The sequence below is a fragment of the Paenibacillus sp. FSL M8-0212 genome (assembly GCF_038004645.1).
Lineage (GTDB): Bacteria > Bacillota > Bacilli > Paenibacillales > Paenibacillaceae > Paenibacillus.
Genome location: NZ_JBBORP010000001.1, coordinates 4,987,333 through 5,005,348 on the forward strand (window position 1 = coordinate 4,987,333; position 18,016 = coordinate 5,005,348).

21 protein-coding genes are annotated in these 18,016 nt (G+C 46.9%); all 21 read left to right on the forward strand.

The window, feature by feature from the left end:
- The first annotated feature begins 28 nt into the window (after positions 1-28).
- The 21 genes from spoIIIAC (at position 29) to recN (ending at position 17,952) form a co-directional block, all read left to right on the forward strand.
- Positions 29-232 (forward strand): stage III sporulation protein AC, encoded by a 204-nt coding sequence (spoIIIAC, locus tag MKX68_RS21960; protein WP_017687585.1) that lies wholly within the window; start codon positions 29-31, stop codon positions 230-232.
- A 32-nt stretch (positions 233-264) separates the two neighbouring features.
- On the forward strand, positions 265-654 hold the full coding sequence (gene spoIIIAD, locus MKX68_RS21965; RefSeq protein WP_017687586.1) for a stage III sporulation protein AD: 390 nt from the start codon (positions 265-267) through the stop codon (positions 652-654).
- Positions 655-674: 20 nt separating this feature from the next.
- Positions 675-1,865: a stage III sporulation protein AE gene (gene spoIIIAE, locus MKX68_RS21970; protein ID WP_339782921.1), complete on the forward strand. Its 1,191-nt coding sequence runs from the start codon at positions 675-677 to the stop codon at positions 1,863-1,865.
- A gap of 32 nt (positions 1,866-1,897) precedes the next feature.
- Complete coding sequence (gene spoIIIAF / locus MKX68_RS21975) at positions 1,898-2,728, forward strand: stage III sporulation protein AF (protein ID WP_340914087.1); 831 nt, start codon at positions 1,898-1,900, stop codon at positions 2,726-2,728.
- A gap of 15 nt (positions 2,729-2,743) precedes the next feature.
- A complete protein-coding gene (gene spoIIIAG, locus MKX68_RS21980; protein WP_017687589.1) occupies positions 2,744-3,382 on the forward strand; it encodes a stage III sporulation protein AG in 639 nt (212 codons plus the stop codon).
- Positions 3,383-3,448: 66 nt separating this feature from the next.
- The gene (locus MKX68_RS21985) at positions 3,449-4,279 is read left to right on the forward strand and encodes a SpoIIIAH-like family protein (RefSeq protein WP_340914088.1); all 831 of its coding nucleotides are present in this window, start codon (positions 3,449-3,451) and stop codon (positions 4,277-4,279) included.
- 139 nt (positions 4,280-4,418) lie between these two features.
- Positions 4,419-4,883: an acetyl-CoA carboxylase biotin carboxyl carrier protein gene (gene accB, locus MKX68_RS21990; protein ID WP_036614903.1), complete on the forward strand. Its 465-nt coding sequence runs from the start codon at positions 4,419-4,421 to the stop codon at positions 4,881-4,883.
- A 55-nt stretch (positions 4,884-4,938) separates the two neighbouring features.
- Entirely contained in the window at positions 4,939-6,282 is a 1,344-nt protein-coding gene (accC, locus tag MKX68_RS21995) for an acetyl-CoA carboxylase biotin carboxylase subunit (RefSeq protein WP_036614375.1), read from the forward strand.
- Positions 6,283-6,500: 218 nt separating this feature from the next.
- Positions 6,501-6,911, forward strand: a complete 411-nt coding sequence (locus MKX68_RS22000) for an Asp23/Gls24 family envelope stress response protein (protein ID WP_017687593.1) — start codon at positions 6,501-6,503, stop codon at positions 6,909-6,911.
- Positions 6,912-7,057: 146 nt separating this feature from the next.
- Positions 7,058-7,597 (forward strand): alkaline shock response membrane anchor protein AmaP, encoded by a 540-nt coding sequence (amaP, locus tag MKX68_RS22005; RefSeq protein ID WP_340914089.1) that lies wholly within the window; start codon positions 7,058-7,060, stop codon positions 7,595-7,597.
- A 14-nt stretch (positions 7,598-7,611) separates the two neighbouring features.
- Positions 7,612-7,845: a DUF2273 domain-containing protein gene (locus MKX68_RS22010; RefSeq protein ID WP_017687595.1), complete on the forward strand. Its 234-nt coding sequence runs from the start codon at positions 7,612-7,614 to the stop codon at positions 7,843-7,845.
- 222 nt (positions 7,846-8,067) lie between these two features.
- Positions 8,068-8,520 (forward strand): transcription antitermination factor NusB, encoded by a 453-nt coding sequence (gene nusB, locus MKX68_RS22015; RefSeq protein ID WP_017687596.1) that lies wholly within the window; start codon positions 8,068-8,070, stop codon positions 8,518-8,520.
- Positions 8,521-8,637: 117 nt separating this feature from the next.
- Complete coding sequence (folD, locus tag MKX68_RS22020) at positions 8,638-9,495, forward strand: bifunctional methylenetetrahydrofolate dehydrogenase/methenyltetrahydrofolate cyclohydrolase FolD (RefSeq protein ID WP_017687597.1); 858 nt, start codon at positions 8,638-8,640, stop codon at positions 9,493-9,495.
- A gap of 10 nt (positions 9,496-9,505) precedes the next feature.
- On the forward strand, positions 9,506-10,870 hold the full coding sequence (gene xseA / locus MKX68_RS22025) for an exodeoxyribonuclease VII large subunit (RefSeq protein ID WP_338587739.1): 1,365 nt from the start codon (positions 9,506-9,508) through the stop codon (positions 10,868-10,870).
- Positions 10,860-11,117 (forward strand): exodeoxyribonuclease VII small subunit, encoded by a 258-nt coding sequence (xseB, locus tag MKX68_RS22030; RefSeq protein ID WP_340914090.1) that lies wholly within the window; start codon positions 10,860-10,862, stop codon positions 11,115-11,117. Before xseA ends, xseB begins: the two co-directional genes overlap by 11 nt.
- Positions 11,092-12,015 (forward strand): polyprenyl synthetase family protein, encoded by a 924-nt coding sequence (locus MKX68_RS22035; RefSeq protein ID WP_340915474.1) that lies wholly within the window; start codon positions 11,092-11,094, stop codon positions 12,013-12,015. The genes xseB and MKX68_RS22035 overlap by 26 nt, the downstream gene beginning before the upstream one ends.
- A 283-nt stretch (positions 12,016-12,298) precedes the next feature.
- Positions 12,299-14,206, forward strand: coding sequence for a 1-deoxy-D-xylulose-5-phosphate synthase (gene dxs / locus MKX68_RS22040; protein WP_340914091.1), 1,908 nt, complete (start codon positions 12,299-12,301; stop codon positions 14,204-14,206).
- 22 nt (positions 14,207-14,228) lie between these two features.
- Positions 14,229-15,074: a TlyA family RNA methyltransferase gene (locus tag MKX68_RS22045; protein WP_340914092.1), complete on the forward strand. Its 846-nt coding sequence runs from the start codon at positions 14,229-14,231 to the stop codon at positions 15,072-15,074.
- 84 nt (positions 15,075-15,158) lie between these two features.
- Positions 15,159-15,644 carry a hypothetical protein gene (locus MKX68_RS22050; RefSeq protein ID WP_074095691.1) on the forward strand — a complete coding sequence of 162 codons (486 nt, stop codon included), beginning with the start codon at positions 15,159-15,161 and terminating at the stop codon, positions 15,642-15,644.
- Positions 15,645-15,728: 84 nt separating this feature from the next.
- Positions 15,729-16,178, forward strand: coding sequence for a transcriptional regulator AhrC/ArgR (gene ahrC, locus MKX68_RS22055; protein ID WP_017687604.1), 450 nt, complete (start codon positions 15,729-15,731; stop codon positions 16,176-16,178).
- 55 nt (positions 16,179-16,233) lie between these two features.
- Entirely contained in the window at positions 16,234-17,952 is a 1,719-nt protein-coding gene (gene recN / locus MKX68_RS22060; RefSeq protein ID WP_340914093.1) for a DNA repair protein RecN, read from the forward strand.
- Positions 17,953-18,016 lie beyond the last annotated feature (64 nt).

Sequence of the window (18,016 nt, forward strand, 5' to 3'; positions counted from 1 at the left end):
ATAGCCGGGATAGTGAGGTGCCAAGGTCATGAATCTAGAAGTGAACGCAATCTTTCAAATTGCGGGTATCGGAATCATCATCGCCATGATTCACACGGTACTGAAACAAATGGGAAAGGAAGATATGGCTCACTGGGTGACCGTAATCGGATTTGTCGTTGTATTGTTCATGGTGGTCCGTATGCTGGACAGCCTGCTACAAGAGATCAAATCGATATTTCTTTTTCAATGAAAAACGGTCATGAAGCCGGATGGTGGTGACCTGTGGAAATTATCCAAGTTGTAGGTTTGGCGCTCATCGCAACAGTGCTCATTCTGGTCATTAAGGAACAAAAACCGATGTTTGCCTTTCTGATTGCTGCCGCGACCGGCATTGTCATCTTCATGTTGTTGATTGGCAAAATCGGTGCAGTCATCGAAGTGTTGAAGCGGCTTGCCGAGAATTCAGGCATGGAAAGTATCTATCTGAAAACGGTGCTGAAAATTATTGGTATAGCCTACATCGCTGAATTTGGCGCACAGATTGTCAGGGATGCAGGTCAGGAGAGCATTGCGTCCAAGATCGAACTGGCTGGTAAGGTACTGATCCTTGTACTTGCTATACCGATCATCAGCATTATTATCGAAACCGTCATGAAGCTGATGCCGGTGTAGAAAGGGCGTGCGGACTTCATATGAAATCAATGCATCATAAGCCGCAGTGGCGCCTTACGGTTGTGCTGATGCTCTGTTTTCTGTTTGGTATCCTGGGACAGGTTACAGCAAGCTCACCATCCGGTGAGTGGATGCAGCAGCAGGCCGATCAGCTTCCCAAGGATCAGGTGGAGAAATACTGGGATCAACTGATGCAACAATACGGTGGTTTCTTCCCGGATGGGAAGACCCCTTCCTTCATGGATATGTTAATCCCCGGCAATGAAGGGTTCAGCCTGAAATCGGTGTTTGTAGCGATAGGAACCTTCATGCTGCATGAAATTTTATATAATGGCAAACTTCTGGTCACGATTGTGATGTTAAGTGTACTCAGCATGATTCTGGAGACACTTCAGACCGCATTTGAGAAAAATAATATTAGCAAAATCGCCTATTCCATCTGTTATATGGTCATCATCATTATTGCAATCAACAGTTTCAGTGTGGCGATTGGATACGCCAAGGATGCCATAACCGGCATGATCAACTTCATGATGGCCATGGTTCCCTTGTTATTCACACTACTCGCGTCAATGGGTAATGTCATCACCGTCTCGGTGACACATCCACTCATCATTTTCATGATTCATCTGGTGAGTACATTGATTCACTTGCTGGTATTCCCGTTACTCTTCTTCTCGGCTGTTCTGCATCTTGTCAGTTCATTGTCTGACAAGTACAAGCTGACACAGCTGGCAGACCTCCTGCGCAATATTAGTGTGGCACTGCTGGGTATTCTGCTGACGATGTTTTTGGGTGTAATCTCGGTTCAGGGAGCATCGGGATCGGTAGCAGATGGAGTCAGCCTGAAGGCCGCCAAATACATCGCAGGCAACTTTGTTCCTGTCGTGGGCAGAACATTTGCGGATGCGACGGATACGGTAATTACAGCTTCTTTACTTGTCAAAAATGCAATTGGACTCACCGGGGTAATCATCATTTTGTTTCTATGTGCCTTCCCGGCACTCAAGATCCTGGCTCTTGCCTTGATATACAACGTTACCGGTGCCATTATGCAACCGCTAGGAGACACCCCGATTGTAGGATGCCTCCAGGCCATCGGCAAGAGCATGATCTACGTATTTGCGGCGCTCGCAGCCGTCGGGCTGATGTTTTTCCTGGCAATTACGATCTTGCTGACCGCGGGCAATCTGACTGTCATGATGCGCTGAATGTATGTTGGCAAGAAAGGGGGATGGAAAGGATGGGGTGGCTGAGCAACTGGCTCCAGGAATTGATTATGATCGTTCTGCTGGCGACTTTTGTGGATATGCTGTTGCCCAATCGATCCATGGAACGTTATGTCAAGCTTGTGCTGAGCCTTCTCATCCTGCTGACCCTTTTATCACCCATAACCAAGCTTCTCAAAAGTGATCCGGTTGGCGAACTGAAACGGGCCATGTCGGCAATGGATGCTCCATCGGATGGGAATGCGACACTTGAACAGATATTAGCTCAGGGCAAGCGGCTGCAAACCAATGAACAGGAACAATCCTTACAATGGACAGCCAAAGAACTGGCTAATGTCATGAAAGGTCAGATTGAAGAAACAACAGGAGCCAAGGTGCGGTCCGTAGAGGTACAGCTGACCATGAGTAAATATGAAACCGAGATGGAAGCTGCCTCATCCGTCGAACTGCCTGTGATCCAGCGTGTGTTGGTCGAGATGGCAGGAGAGGGTGCAGAGGGAGAAGTGAAGGCAAGGCAGCAGGAAGTTGCTGCTAATACACAACCCATATTTGGAACAGACACAGAAGCGGAGAAGGATAAATCACCTCAAACACAGCAGCCCATCCAGGTGGGTCAGATCGAAGTACCTGATGTACAGATTGATGTGAGTAAAGGGCAGCGTGGTGGAAATGAAGCATCTTCCGAGCCTGTTATACGTGATCAGGCAGATGAGACGAAGCAGCAAGGTGAGACATCCACAAGGTCCGAACATGCGGTGCAGATTATTACATTGTTGACTGAAAAGTGGGATGTTGATGCGAGCAACGTTCAAGTGACAGAACCAAAAAGTGCTGAAGTGCTCTGAGAAGGAGGGTGTCCGATGAAACAATGGTTCAAAAAGATGGAAACCTGGATGGGTGGCGGAGAGGGTGGGGCAAGGCGGAGTCAAACCTTCCGCTGGCTGATTATCCTCGGTTTGATCGGGGTGGGAATCATGCTGTTCAATTCCTTTGTCAATGTCAAAAAAATTGATTCCGAAAATATCGGTCGGGAACCACCGGACCCGGCAACATCCATGGCATCCATACAGAGTGATCCGTCAGAACAGAATCCTTTTCAGGCGATCGAAATTGCATTTGAAGACAAAATCAAAGGTGTACTGGAAAACATTGTTGGTGTGGGAACGGTTGATGTGATGGTTACCGTGGATTCCACAGAAGAATTGGTCGTTCAGCGGAACGTGAAGGATTCTCAGCAACTTACCGAAGAAACCGATGCCAGCGGGGGCAAGCGACATATGACGCAATATACCCGTGATGGCGAGATTATTACGTACGAAATATCAGGGGATCAGACACCTATAGTGACCAAAAAGCTCAAACCGCAGATTCGTGGGGTGCTTGTGGTTGCGAGGGGTGCAGAGAACAAGGTTGTGAAGGACCTGATAACCGATGCTGTGGAAAAAGGACTGAATGTGGCAGCCTACCGGATCTCGGTTGTACCGCGCAAACAAGACTAATCTGATGTGTTGAATCACAAGATTCAATTCTCATAAGATTGAAGCCAATTTGAGGAGGAAGTTCTAATGAATAACAAACGTCAAACGGTATGGCTCGTTTCCATGCTGAGTCTGATGGTCATTTTGTCCGCGTATTATCTGTTCACTGAGGATTCCGGTCCAATTAACGCGCCGGTGGCAGACAGTCAGCAAGTGGATGGAATCAAGCAAGGGGAAGCAAAGGAGACGGCAGGCATTCTTGATCCTACAGAAGGTTTGGTTGTGAATGAAGTGGTGAATAGCGGCGAAGTTGAAAGTGATCCAAGTGCGGCTGGCGCTATGGAAGAACCGGCCGCTACGGAAGGTAAAGAAGCTGGAAATACAGAGAAAACACCTGCTGTCGAACCAGGCGAGAATAAGGGTGAGGCAGGCAAAGAGACCAACAAAGAGACCGACAAAGGCGCAACAACTACACCGGAGACAGACGGTCAGGCAGGCGGCACTGCAACCAAGACAGATGAGGAAGTCCTCAAGGAAATGGAAGAGCAGAATACGACAGCATCTGCGAGCAGCCAGTTCCAGAACTACCAGTGGCAACGTGAAGAAAGCAACAATCGCAAGTATGAGGAACTGATGACCGTGGCAGGTGATCTGAGCAAAACACCAGAGGAGAATGCCAAAGCAACGGAGCAACTCCGTACACTGGAAGAAAAAGAAGCTAAAATCACTGGCATTGAAGAGACGCTCTCTCAACAGTACGCTAATGCGATCGTTCAAGAAGATGCCGACAAGTATAAAGTTGTGGTCCTCAGTGACAAACTGGATGTAAAACAGGCGGTATCCATTGTCGATCTGGTCATGAAAGAATTGGCGGTTTCACAGAACAAAATCAGCGTGCAATACGTCACAGAACAGTAATCCAAATCATGGAAATGCAGTCCCGGGAGCTGGTTGTACTCTCGGGCTCTTTCCATTTTTAATGATTATGATATAATACATAAAGCCATATGACCGTCCTAGTGAGACTGGCATGATGCCGAAGGAGTGAATAATGGAAATGTTTAAATTGAGTGAAATCAAAGAACTGATTAAACTGGTAGATGAAAGTTCCGTTCAAGAGTTGGAAATTGAAAATGAAGGATCACGGTTATCGATCCGCAAACCGGGCAAAACGGAGTATGTTCAGGCAGCTGCTGTGCAACCGCAAATGATTGCTGCTCCGCAAGTACAGCCGGCCGCAGTGGTAAGTGAAGCTGCACCGCAGGTCGATACTACAAGTCATTTACATAAAATTGTATCTCCGATGGTAGGTACTTTTTACAGAGCTTCCTCGCCGGAAGCGGGTCCTTTTGTGAGCGCTGGTGATAAAGTTGTTGAGAAAACAACGGTATGTATCATCGAAGCTATGAAGCTGATGAACGAGCTTGATGCGGACATCAAGGGAGAAATCGTTGAAGTGCTGGTTGAGAACGGACAGCTGGTCGAGTATGGGCAGCCCCTTTTCCTGGTGAAACCGGAATAACCGTTATAGCTGGTAAACAGCTAACCGCATGAGCTTCGAAGGAGGACAAAACGAAATGAAATTTCAAAAAATACTGATTGCGAACCGTGGAGAGATTGCGGTACGTATTATTCGTGCCTGCCGTGAAATCGGCATCTCAACGGTAGCCGTCTATTCGGAAGCGGACAAGGATTCTCTGCATGTTCGTCTTGCAGATGAGGCTTATTGTATCGGACCGACACTGTCTAAGGACAGTTACCTCAACTTCACAAACCTGATGAGTGTAGCCACACTGACGGAATGTGATGCAATCCACCCTGGTTACGGTTTTTTGGCGGAGAATGCTGATTTTGCGGAAATTTGTGAGTCTTGCAATATTACGTTTATTGGACCTTCTCCTGAAGCCATCACCAAAATGGGTGACAAGGCTGTTGCCAAACAGACGATGAAAGATGCAGGAGTACCTGTTATTCCTGGATCAGACGGCCTTGTTGAAAATATGGATGAAGCCATCATGATTGCTAGAGATATCGGATATCCTATTATTATCAAAGCTACTGCTGGTGGCGGAGGTAAGGGAATTCGTATTGCCGAAGATGAAGAAACGCTGATTAAGCAGATTACTGCTGCTCAGCAGGAAGCACAAAAGGCATTTGGCAATGCAGGTGTATATCTGGAGAAATTCCTGACAGGTATGAAACACGTGGAAATTCAGATCATTGCTGATAAACACGGAAATGCAGCACATTTGGGAGAGCGTGATTGCTCGGTTCAGCGTCGTCGCCAGAAATTGGTAGAGGAAGCTCCGTGTCCGATTCTCTCCGAAGATGTTCGTACACTGATGGGCGAAGCTGCGGTACGGGCTGCCCTTGCTGTGGATTACTCGGGAGCGGGTACATTGGAATTCCTGCTCAGCCCGAATGGCGAGTTCTATTTCATGGAAATGAATACGCGTATTCAGGTAGAGCACCCGGTTACTGAGATGGTTACTGGCGTGGATTTGATCCGTGAGATGATCTCGGTAGCTGAAGGCAACCCACTTTCATTCCGTCAGGAAGACGTGGTTATCAATGGCTGGTCCATTGAATGTCGTATCAATGCAGAAGATCCGGACCGTAACTTTATGCCATCACCAGGCAAAATCGGATTCTACCTTGCACCGGGAGGACCTGGCGTTCGTGTAGATAGTGCTGCTTATCCGGGTTATACCATTTCACCTTTCTATGACTCCATGATCGCAAAATTGATTGTGTGGGGAGCGAATCGTGAAGAGGCGATTGCCAAGATGAAGCGTGCGCTTGGGGAATTTGCGATTGAAGGCATATCTACAACTATTCCTTTCCATCAGAAATTGCTGGAGCACCCAACGTTCATTCGTGGTGACTTTGATATCAAATTTCTTGAGGAAAACGAGATTTAAAAGGTATATTGGGCTTGTTTGTCATAATGTAGCCCAAATGATATAGTATGTAATAATAAGAGCGCATGTCTCCTGCAAAGGATAAGCCCGCACCTTGCGGATGTTTGCAGGAGTTCCGGTAAAGCCGGACCGGAAGGGTTCTGAAGGTTGATTAACCTGAGTCCAGCGCCCTGACGGATGGCCGCAAACTTATCTCGCGAAAGGTGTGTTGAACAGTTATGAGTACACTACCGACTGAATTTGAACGAACGGATATCGGTGAAATCCAGATCGCACCTGAAGTTATTGAAGTGATTGCTGGATTGGCAACCCTTGAAGTGAAAGGTGTTGCAGGCATGAGTGGCGGATTCGCTGGCGGATTTGCTGAATTGCTTGGTCGCAAAAACCTTTCCAAAGGCGTTAAAGTTGAAGTGGGCCAACGTGAAGCTGCAGTTGATGTTTCTGTAATTATCGAGTATGGATACCGTCTGCCACAAGTAGCTACGGAGATTCAACAGAACGTGAAACGTTCCATCGAGAACATGACAGGATTGAATGTGAATGAAGTGAATGTGCACATTCATGACGTTCAGTTCAAGAGCACCGAGAAAGTCGAAGAGATCGACCTGAACAGTCAGCGCGTAAAATAAAAGAAGACAGATTCCCCCGGCATCATCTGCCGGGGGTTATCCCGTCTTGGACAGGTCTTCATTATAGCGAAAGCTAGATGAGGATCTGATTTTTTGCTAGTGAACAGGTTAAGTAATGTTAGTGAGCAAGGGAGGCTGTGCAGTTCGTGGCTAAAATACTGGATCGGCTTCTGTTGTTTATATACAGCATAAGCGTTGGAGCAATATCGGCAGCCGTCATTCTTCTGATTAGCGGTGTGCTGCCTTACGAATTGAATTACCAGCAGGAACAAAACGTTATTGTTTCGTCGGTTATTGCAGCAGCGATTTTGTTTATCCTGAGTTTGCGATTTTTCTACATCTCGGTTCGCCGTGAGCGTGCATCGTTGCCGTCTGTAGATCAACGTACTGAGTTTGGTGATGTACAGATTTCGATGGAGACGATTGAGAATCTCTGTTTGAAGGCAACTTCCCGTTTCCGGGGAGTACGTGATGTCAAGGCACGCATACGTGTGGTTGAGTCAGGACTGGAGATTATGATCCGTGCAGTAGTGGATGGTGAGACACCTATTCCTGCGCTGACTTCTGATCTGCAAAAGGCGATACATGATCATGTACAAGAGATTACGGGCATCCCGGTTTCTTTTGTCACGGTGTATATCGCTAATGTAACCCAGTCGCCTAACTACAAGAGTCGAGTGGAATGAGGTGAGTTTCACTGATGCTGTGGAAAGAGATTTGGGATAGTCACAGAGGCCGAATTACCGGAATTATCGGCGGCATCTTTTTTGGATTTCTTTATGTATGGATCGGTTTTTGGGATATGTTGTTCTTTGCACTCTTGGTGTTCATTGGTTATACGTTAGGCAGACGAAGCGATTCGAAGCTGGGTTCGTCCATTCCCTGGAGGGAGTGGGGGCAATGGCTTGGCGATCGCTGGCGTCCGTTTAAGTGACCTACCTGAACCCTGCAATATGTTTCTTCCGAAAATAGAGCTGTAGTTTAGGTTGCCCGTTTTTTGGAGGAAACGTATTGCAGGTTTTTTTGTGAAAAGGGATAACAATAACAATACCGTGGAAGCCATCGATCAATCTATTAAAGGATTTGATGAGATGGTTGCATGGATTATAAAATAAGCATGATGACGCTCCAGACGGAGCGCTGCAGGAGGCAGGACATGAAAAGACGTTTGGCAAGGGAAATTGCAGTACAAAGTCTGTATCAAATGGAAATGAATGAGGTAGGCGCAGCAGAAGCTGTAAACATGTTGATCAATGAAGCCGCTGAAGATAATGAAACCGAAGTGGTTATCCGCGATGCAGATGTAATGCGTACCTATGTTACTGAGATTGTACAAGGAGCATGGAACAATAAAGAAGCGATTGACGGGCTGTTGGTGGATTATTTGAAAGGTTGGCAGATCAGCCGTCTGTCACGTGTAGATCGCCAGATTCTACGACTGTCAACGTATGAAATGGTGTTCCGTGATGATATTCCGGCAAAAGTGTCTGTCAACGAAGCAATCGAACTGTCCAAATATTTTGGTACAGAAGAATCCGGTAAGTTCGTCAATGGCGTACTTGGACGCATGATTCAGGAAGTTGATGCCATTAAAGCAAAATTATCTTAAGTTATGATTAATTATAGTGTGTGTTCAAAAAGACCGGTTTTCAGTATCCTTTGTAATCAAAAGCGGGCTTTTTGAACAACCTCTAAATTTATATTCACATAAGGGAGAGAGAGTACAATGACAGCATCTATTATTAACGGTAAAGAAGTATCCCAAGAGATCCGCGCAAGCATGACAACAGAAGTAAAACAGCTTAGCGAACAGGGGGTAGTACCTGGTCTGGCTGTTGTGCTCGTCGGGGAAGATCCGGCATCCCAAGTCTATGTGCGTAATAAAGAAAAAGCATGTCACGACCTCGGTTTCTACTCCGAAGTGCATCGCTTGGATGCAGATACGTCCCAAGAAGATCTGCTCGCGCTGGTGGACAAGCTGAACAATCAACAATCCATTAACGGAATTTTGGTTCAACTGCCACTGCCAAAACATATCGAAGAGAAAGCGGTCATTGATGCAATTGCCGTGGATAAAGACGTAGACGGATTCCATCCAGTCAATGTTGGTAATCTTGTTATTGGAGACGATAGTCTGCTTCCATGTACCCCGGCTGGTGTAATTGAACTGATCAAGCGAACTGGACTGGAAATGTCCGGTAAACATGCGGTGGTCATCGGAAGAAGCAACATCGTTGGCAAACCTGTATCGCTGTTGCTGCAACGTGAGAATGCAACGGTAACGATGTGTCATTCCCGTACAGCCAACATGAAAGAAATTACGCGTCAGGCGGACATTCTAGTTGTAGCCATCGGCCGTGCTAATTTTGTGGATGCTGATTTTGTGAAACCGGGTGCTGTTGTTATTGATGTCGGCATGAACCGTTTGGAGAATGGCAAACTGGCAGGAGACGTTGATTTCGAGAGTGTAAAAGAAGTTTCTGGTCCAATTACACCCGTTCCTGGTGGTGTTGGTCCGATGACAATTACAATGCTGATGCAAAATACATTGATCGCTGCCAAGCGCGCTCACGGATTGGCCTAGGGTTTTGTCTGTGGCAGATCAAAAGATCTACTCCATCAAAGACCTGAACCGATACATCCGAATGAAATTGGAATCGGATCAGGTCCTGTCGGACGTCTGGCTACGCGGGGAGATTTCCAATTTCACACATCACTCCAGCGGCCATATGTATTTTACATTGAAGGACAAGGACAGCCGGATCAAGTCGATTATGTTTGCTTCCCATAACCAGCGATTACCCTTTGTACCGAAGGAGGGTGCAAGGGTTATTGCCCGTGGTAATGTCTCGGTGTATGAACGGGATGGGCAGTATCAATTCTACGCTACCCATATGCAACCCGACGGAATTGGAAGTCTGTATCTGGCATACGAACAGCTGAAGAAAAAGCTCGAGGATGAAGGGTTATTTTCACCTTCGCGGAAAAGACAGATTCCTCGTTATCCACAGACCATCGGGGTTGTAACTTCACCGACGGGAGCGGCGGTGCGAGACATCATGATCACACTCCAACGCAGATACCCTTCTGCCAAAGTTGTTTTGTATCCTGTTCTGGTTCAAGGCAAGGGTGCAGCACCTTCCATCGTCAAAGCGATTGGAAACCTAAACCGGATGGGAGAAGCCGATGTACTTATCGTTGGACGCGGAGGCGGTTCACTGGAGGAGTTGTGGGCCTTTAATGAGGAGATTGTGGCAAGAGCAATAGTCGCTTCGGATATTCCTGTCATTTCTGCGGTGGGGCACGAAACGGACTTCACTATTGCTGATTTTGCAGCCGATTTGCGTGCGGCTACACCTACAGCAGCTGCTGAGTTAGCTGTACCTAATCGAGCCGAGTTGCTTGAGCAGATCGGACAACGTCAGCGCCAGTTACAGCACAGCTTACGTCAACGTGCTGTACATAATCGTGAACGGCTCGCAAGATTACAGCGTTCGCCAGTGCTTGTTCATCCAAGACGCACCTTGATGCAACACACCGAACGACTGGATATGATGCACCAACGGCTTTTGAGAACAGTGGATACGCGTATGAAATGGACAGGAGAGAAGCAGGAGCGTCTGCGGGCAGCACTGCAACGATTCAATCCTCGTGAGCAGGTTAATGCAGCACGCCGTGAGAATGCGGCAGCACGCAGACAACTGGAACTTGCGATCAGGTCTATAACCAGATCAAAGCAACAACAGTGGAAATCATCTGTGCGGCATCTGGATGCGCTCAGCCCGCTTAAAGTCATGTCACGTGGATACAGTCTTGTCTATGACGAGCAGGAACAGCGATTAATCAAGTCCACAAAGGATGTACAGCCTGGAGATTCAATTAAGATTAAATTAACAGACGGACAGCTGGACTGTCAGGTTTGGGGAATGAAGGAGGACGACAATACCCATGGCGAATGAACCGGAATTGAATTTTGAAGAGGCAATGGCGGCATTGGAAGACATCGTAGGTCAGCTGGAACATGGTGATGTTCCGTTGGAACAGGCCATCGATCTGTTTCAACGCGGGATGAAACTTTCGCAACTTTGCGGTCTGAAGCTGGAACAAGTGGAACGCAAGATCGAGATGATCGTAGAAGAAGATGGAGACCTTCGCAAGAAGCCTTTCGGAACTGCTGACGATGAGAGCGGTGAAGTCCATGAGTAATCGTCCTTCGTTTCAAGCATACCTCGAAGAGGTCACAGCTGCGGTGACAGAAGCGTTGAAACACACGCTTCCCGATCACTGGGATGTACCCCAATCGTTGACGGATTCGATGCAGTACTCACTCATGGCCGGAGGCAAACGCCTTCGTCCTCTTCTGGTCGTTGCTGCGGCGGAAGCCTTCGGTGCACAGCGTACAGCTGCAATGCCGGTAGCCTGCGCCGTGGAGATGGTTCATACGTACTCACTGATCCACGACGACCTGCCTGCTATGGATAATGATGATTACCGCAGGGGAAAATTAACGAATCATAAGGTATATGGTGAAGCAACAGCCATATTGGCAGGCGATGCGCTGTTAACCCATGCTTTTTATAGCATTGTTCAAGCTGGACGCCGTAGCGGTGTGGCGGCAGATGCGTTGCTGTCCATCGTAGAGGACATGTCCGAACTCGCTGGAGCAAGAGGTATGGTCGGTGGCCAAGTTGCGGATATGGAAGGCGAGCAAGGCATGACTGATCTTGCACAGCTTCAATATATTCATTTGCACAAAACAGGTGACCTGATTGTTTTCTCCCTCATTGCTGGAGCACGAATCGGTGGAGCAACGGAAGGACAATTGGAAGCCTTGCGTGTATTTGGCCGTGATCTGGGGCTGGCGTTCCAAATTCAGGATGACATTCTCGACTTGACGGGTGACGAGCAGAAGATGGGCAAGAAAACACAGAGCGATGTGAATCAGCAGAAGGTAACATATCCTTATTTTATTGGCATGGAGGCTTCTGTAGCTGAGGTGAAATCTCTTACCCAATCTGCAAAAGACGCACTTGAAAGAGCTGAGTTACCTGATGCATCCAGATTGCTGGAAATTGCAGATTACCTGATGAGTCGAGACCATTAGATTCTGATAAAACGCGCTGTTTCAAAACCTGTATAACCGTGTAATGAATGTAATGTCCTTTTTCCGAGTAGATGCAAAAAGTCTGTCCCGAGTGGATGCGGGAATACATATGGAGAAGAATTTTAAATAACTTGCTGGCGAGAATGCTCGTTATCGGGAGTATAGTGCAGTAAATTATGATTCTTGTTCTTTTATGTTATAATGATTTAATGTCATTTGATTCATAATGTATATATCGATTTACAACAATAACTAAACAATCTAGGAAAGCGGGGAGATTCTCGTGCTGCTTCCACAAATTAAACAACCCAGTGATCTAAAGTCGATGTCTCAGGATGATCTTGCCCTTTTGTCGGCAGAGATCCGGCAGTTTCTGATTGAGAAACTGTCTGTTACAGGTGGGCATCTCGCACCCAACTTAGGCGTGGTTGAGCTCACGGTAGCCCTGCATTACTGCTATAACAGTCCAGCAGACAAAATGATTTTTGATGTAGGGCATCAGGCTTATGTGCATAAAGTCCTGACAGGGCGTATGGATCGCTTTGATACATTGCGTCAACATAACGGTCTGTGCGGGTTTGTCAAACGCAACGAAAGCGAACATGATGTATGGGAAGCTGGACACAGCAGTACTTCGTTGTCTGCTGCGATGGGGATGGCCCTTGCACGTGATCTGAAGGGTGAGGACAACCAAGTTATCGCGATGATTGGTGATGGAGCGCTTACAGGTGGTATGGCTTTTGAGGCTCTGAATCATATCGGGCATGAGCAGAGAAAACTGATGGTTATTCTGAATGATAATGAAATGTCTATTGCTCCAAACGTTGGGGCCATGCATAAATATTTGAGCAAAATTCGTTCGGATCGTCATTATTTGAAAGCAAAAGATGATGTCGAGGGAATGCTTAAAAAAATTCCTGCTATTGGAGATCGATTGGCCAAATCGGCAAGCTGGATCAAAGACAGTGTCAAATATATGATGGTACCAGGTGTTCTTTTCGAAGAACTGGGCTTCACGTATTTGGGGCCGATTGATGGGCACGATATTCCCAAATTGATTGAAACCTTCAAACAGGCAGATAACGTTGATGGCCCTGTGCTCGTTCACGTGCTCACGACCAAAGGTAAAGGTTATCAGCCAGCAGAAGCAGATTCGCACAAGTGGCACGGGATTTCTCCGTACAAAATTGAATCTGGGCAAGTGCTGAAGGCAGTTGGAAAACCGATGTACACGGAAGTGTTTGGCCAAACGTTAATTGATCTTGCGAAGCAGGATAAGCGGATCGTAGCTGTAACGCCAGCAATGCCTACAGGATCAGGTCTCATTCCTTTTAGTAAAGAATTTCCTGATCGCATGATTGACGTAGGGATAGCAGAACAGCATGCGGCGACCATGTGTGCTGCACTCGCTATGGAAGGCTTGAAGCCGGTCTTCGCCGTGTATTCCACATTTATGCAACGTGCATATGATCAGATTGTACATGATATTTGCCGGCATAACGCGAACGTGATGTTTGCCATTGACCGTGCCGGATTTGTTGGACCGGATGGGGAAACACATCAAGGGGTATACGATGTGGCGTTCATGCGCCATATTCCAAATATCGTTCTGATGATGCCAAAAGACGAAAATGAATTGCGTCATATGATGAAAACGGCGCTTGATTATAATGAAGGTCCAATTGCTTACCGTTATCCACGAAACAATGTGGTCGGTGTGCCTCTGGATGATGTACTTGTTCCGATCCCAATCGGATCATGGGAGCAACTGCGTCCATCGGAAGGATATGCTGTCATCGCTTCAGGATCGATGGTGCAGCTTGCAGAAGAAGCAGCGGAGATGGTGAAGCGGGAAGGTATTACAGCAGGCGTAATCAACGCTCGCTTCCTCAAACCTCTTGACGAACAAATGCTACGTGATCTGGCTGTTCGAGGAACCAAATTGATTGTACTTGAAGAAGCATCCCAAGCAGGTAGCATGGGTAGTGCAGTTCTGGAGTTTTATGCAGAACAGGGACTGCATGATGTTCATGTACAATTAATGGGGATTCCGGATCGCTTCATTGAGCATGGCAGTATTAAGGAACAACGTGAGGAAGTGGGTCTTACCGTTGAGAATGTGTGTGCTGAGCTGCGCAACATGGCTGTTCAATCATCTTACGGCATACCCAAAACACGTTTTCCTTCGTAAATTTACTTGATAGGAGAAAGACATGTCACTCCCGAAAGAACGAATTGATGTTCTGCTGGTTGAGCAGGGCTATTATGAAAGTCGTGAAAAGGCAAAAGCTGCAATCATGGCTGGACTGGTGTATGCCAATAATGAGCCGATCGAAAAGGCGGGCATGAAAATTCCAAGGGAAGCCGAGCTGAAAGTTAAAGGCTCGGTACATCCCTATGTCGGCAGAGGCGGATTGAAGCTCGAAAAAGCGATCCGCCATTTCGACCTTGATATGAATGGACTTGTCATGCTCGACATTGGTTCATCCACCGGAGGATTTACGGATTGTGCACTACAGCATGGCGCGTCTCACGTCTACGCGATTGATGTGGGTTATAATCAGCTAGACTGGTCTTTGCGTAATGATGAGCGGGTTACTGTTATGGAACGAACCAACTTTCGCTATGTGACTCCTGAAGATCTAACGGGACCCGTGCCGAACTTTGCGAGCATTGATGTGTCGTTCATTTCACTGCGAATCATATTACCGCCACTCCTTGCTCTTTTGAAACAACCTGCAGATATCGTTGCATTGATTAAACCTCAATTTGAGGCAGGACGTGAAAAAGTAGGCAAGTCCGGTGTAGTACGTGATACGAAGGTACACAAAGATGTATTGCAGACGATGCTTCATTTTGCCAGTCAACTTGGTTTGCATCTGCAGAGTTTAACTTTCTCCCCGATAACTGGTGGAGAAGGTAATATAGAATTTCTCGCTCATTGGCGTCTGGAAGCACCAGAGGCAACACAACCAGAGAACGATCCAGCTTCACTTGATGCACTTGCAGAGCAAATTGCCAAGGAAGCAGCTCATACATTTACGGGAAACTCATCATAAGATGGGTTTCTTTTCGCTGGAAAGGTGATTGATGTAAAGGGAAATCGTTACTGAACCTCGAATATGTCTTCGAGGTGAGCGATAATGGATGGTCAATATGACACAATCTTTATAGGTGTACTTGCTGTCTGTTTGATCTTGTGGCTGTTCTTTGGCTTGCGTAATTGGGTGAACCGACCGATGCCGGTAAGCTTGTCTGGAATGCAACTGAACGTGAAGATTCAGGATTCCCCGGCCTTGGATTTGCTTGAAGCACAGGGTTACGAAGTCATCGGAGGCAAGATGAAAGTTCCTCTGGCTTTTGAGGCCAATGAATCCGTTTATTACAGCAGGTTATTCATTGATTATGTTGCAGAACGTGAGGATCTCAGATACCTGGTGAAAACGTCTCGTCGCAGACAGCCAATTGAAATGACCGGCCCTGCGCTAAGAGATCGCTTCCTCAATTATCTGTTGTTATATCCTGGCTGTGAAGGATTGCTGTATGTTGACGTGGAGGATTCCGATATTAAGTTAATCAGGCTCATGGACTATCAGGAAGATGTGTATGATGGGGATGATCTGGACTAATATAAAAAGATGAACATTACAGGGCAAAGTCTGCGGCGAACTAAAATTGCTGCTTTATTGCAATACATTTAACTGGAGGCATGTATGAAAGGACAAAGGCACATCAAGATTCGTGAAATCATTAGTCAAAATGAAATTGAGACCCAGGATGATCTGGTTGAAGCACTACGCAAATCAGGTTTTCAGGTGACTCAGGCGACGGTATCCCGAGATATCAAGGAACTTCTGTTAATCAAGATTCCGATGGATGACGGAAGATACAAGTACTCTTTGCCAACAGATCAACGATACAATCCGATTCAAAAGTTGAAGCGTGCACTCGTTGACAACTTCCTGCACATTGATCACACAAACAATCTGGTTGTGATGAAATGTTTGCCGGGAACAGCCAACTCCATTGCAGCTTTGCTTGATAATATTGAGTGGAATGAAGTCATGGGCACGATCTGTGGAGATGACACCATCCTGATTATCTGCCGGACTGAAGGTAACAGCGTGACCGTTATTGAACGCATCATGGGTTATATTGCTTAAAGCAATGGTTCAAAAACATAATTTCTGAGTTAGTCATCCGGAGGTGTTTTTGCAGATGTTAGTTACGTTATCGATTCGAAATCTGGCTGTGGTGGAAGAAGTGGACGTTGTATTCCATCCGGGATTCCATGTACTTTCAGGGGAAACGGGTGCAGGGAAGTCGATTATTATAGATGCTCTTGGCTTAATTGCCGGTGGACGAAGTTCAGCTGATCTGATCCGGTACGGATGTGAGAAGGCAGAGATGGAAGCCCTTTTCGAGATGGAGCAGAGTCATCCGGTCTGGCTGACGTTAGAGAAGCTCGGTATCCATTGTGAGCCTGAAGAGCATTTGGTTATTCGGCGTGAGTTGAATACTCAAGGGAAGAGTACGTCCCGCATTAATGGGCAATTGGTCAATCTGACCATGCTGCGGGAAGTAGGCGAGAAGCTGATCAATATCCATGGACAACATGAACATCAGAGTTTGCTGCGTGCAGAGAGCCATCTGGGGCTTCTCGATACCTATGGCTCGGAAGTCATCGGACCTGTCAAAGTGAAGTACCAGGAGCGCTACAGCAAGTTTATCACGGCGGAAAAAGAACTGCGTGCGCTTCAGGAGTCCAGTCAGCGGGCATATCAACTCTTGGACATGTATCGCTTTCAGCTTGAGGAGATCGCAGCGGCAAGCCTTACACGAGGCGAGGATGAATTACTCGGGGAAGAACGGGTCAAACTATCCCATAGTGAGAAAATGATGGACAGTGTTGCTGGTGCATATGATCTGCTCAGTGGTCAACGCGGTCTTGAAGCTGTGAGCATTGCTCTTTCAAGAATTGAAGACATTTCTGGATATGATAGCAAAGGACTGCAACCAATTGTAGAGCAGCTGCAATCCGCATTTTATCAATTGGAAGATGCGACATTCCAGCTAAGGGATTACCGGGAGAAGATTGAATTTAATCCGGCAAGGTTGGAAGAAGTGGAGCAAAGGCTGAATCTGATTTCTGGCCTCAGACGGAAATACGGGGACAGTGTTGAACTTATTCTGAGTTATTATGATCAGATTAGCCATGAAACCGACCAACTGGAGAACAAGGACGAACGGCTGGAGAAATTGCGAGCTGAACGTGACAAAATGCTGAACCTTGTGATGGAGTCTGCAGAAGAACTCAGCAAGGTTCGCAAACAATGCGCAGAGGAACTTGCTGCACAGGTGGAAAGTGAACTCAAGGATCTGCAAATGGAACGGACTACACTGCGTGTTCAGATTACTCCATTCGAAGATCCGAAGGGCATTGAATGGAATGGACGCCGTATTCGTCTGAATCGTCAGGGTGCGGACAATGCGGAATTCCTGATCTCACCGAACCCGGGCGAGCCATTACGACCACTTGGCAAGATTGCTTCAGGTGGTGAGTTGTCGAGAATGATGCTGGCGATGAAGAGTATCTTTGCGCGACATGACCGGATACCTGTGTTGATTTTTGATGAAGTTGATACTGGTGTTAGCGGTAGAGCAGCTCAATCCATTGCGGAAAAACTGTTCCGCTTGTCTTCGACTTGTCAGGTTTTCTCAATAACTCACTTACCACAAGTGGCTTGTATGGCAGATCATCAGTATCTCATTGAGAAACATGTCTACGATGGACGGACGATGACGCAGGTGGAATCGCTGTCAGACGAAGGCAGAGTGAAGGAATTGGCACGTATGCTGGGCGGCGTGGAAATTACAGAAAAAACGCTGCATCACGCACAGGAAATGCTGAATTTGGCGGAAGCCAAAAAAGGGTGAAACGGACGGCTGGCGTAATGATTGACAGTAATAAAAGCCTGGGGGCGAGGTTATCTTATAGGTA

Excerpts from the sequence above, each read along its gene's own strand:
- spoIIIAC (WP_017687585.1), top strand. The coding sequence starts at position 29 with ATGAATCTAGAAGTGAACGCAATCTTTCAAATTGCGGGTATCGGAATC.
- spoIIIAE (WP_339782921.1), top strand. The coding sequence starts at position 675 with ATGAAATCAATGCATCATAAGCCGCAGTGGCGCCTTACGGTTGTGCTG.
- spoIIIAF (WP_340914087.1), top strand. The coding sequence starts at position 1,898 with ATGGGGTGGCTGAGCAACTGGCTCCAGGAATTGATTATGATCGTTCTG.
- spoIIIAG (WP_017687589.1), top strand. The coding sequence starts at position 2,744 with ATGAAACAATGGTTCAAAAAGATGGAAACCTGGATGGGTGGCGGAGAG.
- MKX68_RS21985 (WP_340914088.1), top strand. The coding sequence starts at position 3,449 with ATGAATAACAAACGTCAAACGGTATGGCTCGTTTCCATGCTGAGTCTG.
- accB (WP_036614903.1), top strand. The coding sequence starts at position 4,419 with ATGTTTAAATTGAGTGAAATCAAAGAACTGATTAAACTGGTAGATGAA.
- accC (WP_036614375.1), top strand. The coding sequence starts at position 4,939 with ATGAAATTTCAAAAAATACTGATTGCGAACCGTGGAGAGATTGCGGTA.
- MKX68_RS22000 (WP_017687593.1), top strand. The coding sequence starts at position 6,501 with ATGAGTACACTACCGACTGAATTTGAACGAACGGATATCGGTGAAATC.
- MKX68_RS22010 (WP_017687595.1), top strand. The coding sequence starts at position 7,612 with ATGCTGTGGAAAGAGATTTGGGATAGTCACAGAGGCCGAATTACCGGA.
- nusB (WP_017687596.1), top strand. The coding sequence starts at position 8,068 with ATGAAAAGACGTTTGGCAAGGGAAATTGCAGTACAAAGTCTGTATCAA.
- folD (WP_017687597.1), top strand. The coding sequence starts at position 8,638 with ATGACAGCATCTATTATTAACGGTAAAGAAGTATCCCAAGAGATCCGC.
- xseB (WP_340914090.1), top strand. The coding sequence starts at position 10,860 with ATGGCGAATGAACCGGAATTGAATTTTGAAGAGGCAATGGCGGCATTG.
- MKX68_RS22035 (WP_340915474.1), top strand. The coding sequence starts at position 11,092 with ATGAGAGCGGTGAAGTCCATGAGTAATCGTCCTTCGTTTCAAGCATAC.
- MKX68_RS22045 (WP_340914092.1), top strand. The coding sequence starts at position 14,229 with ATGTCACTCCCGAAAGAACGAATTGATGTTCTGCTGGTTGAGCAGGGC.
- MKX68_RS22050 (WP_074095691.1), top strand. The coding sequence starts at position 15,159 with ATGGATGGTCAATATGACACAATCTTTATAGGTGTACTTGCTGTCTGT.
- ahrC (WP_017687604.1), top strand. The coding sequence starts at position 15,729 with ATGAAAGGACAAAGGCACATCAAGATTCGTGAAATCATTAGTCAAAAT.
- recN (WP_340914093.1), top strand. The coding sequence starts at position 16,234 with ATGTTAGTTACGTTATCGATTCGAAATCTGGCTGTGGTGGAAGAAGTG.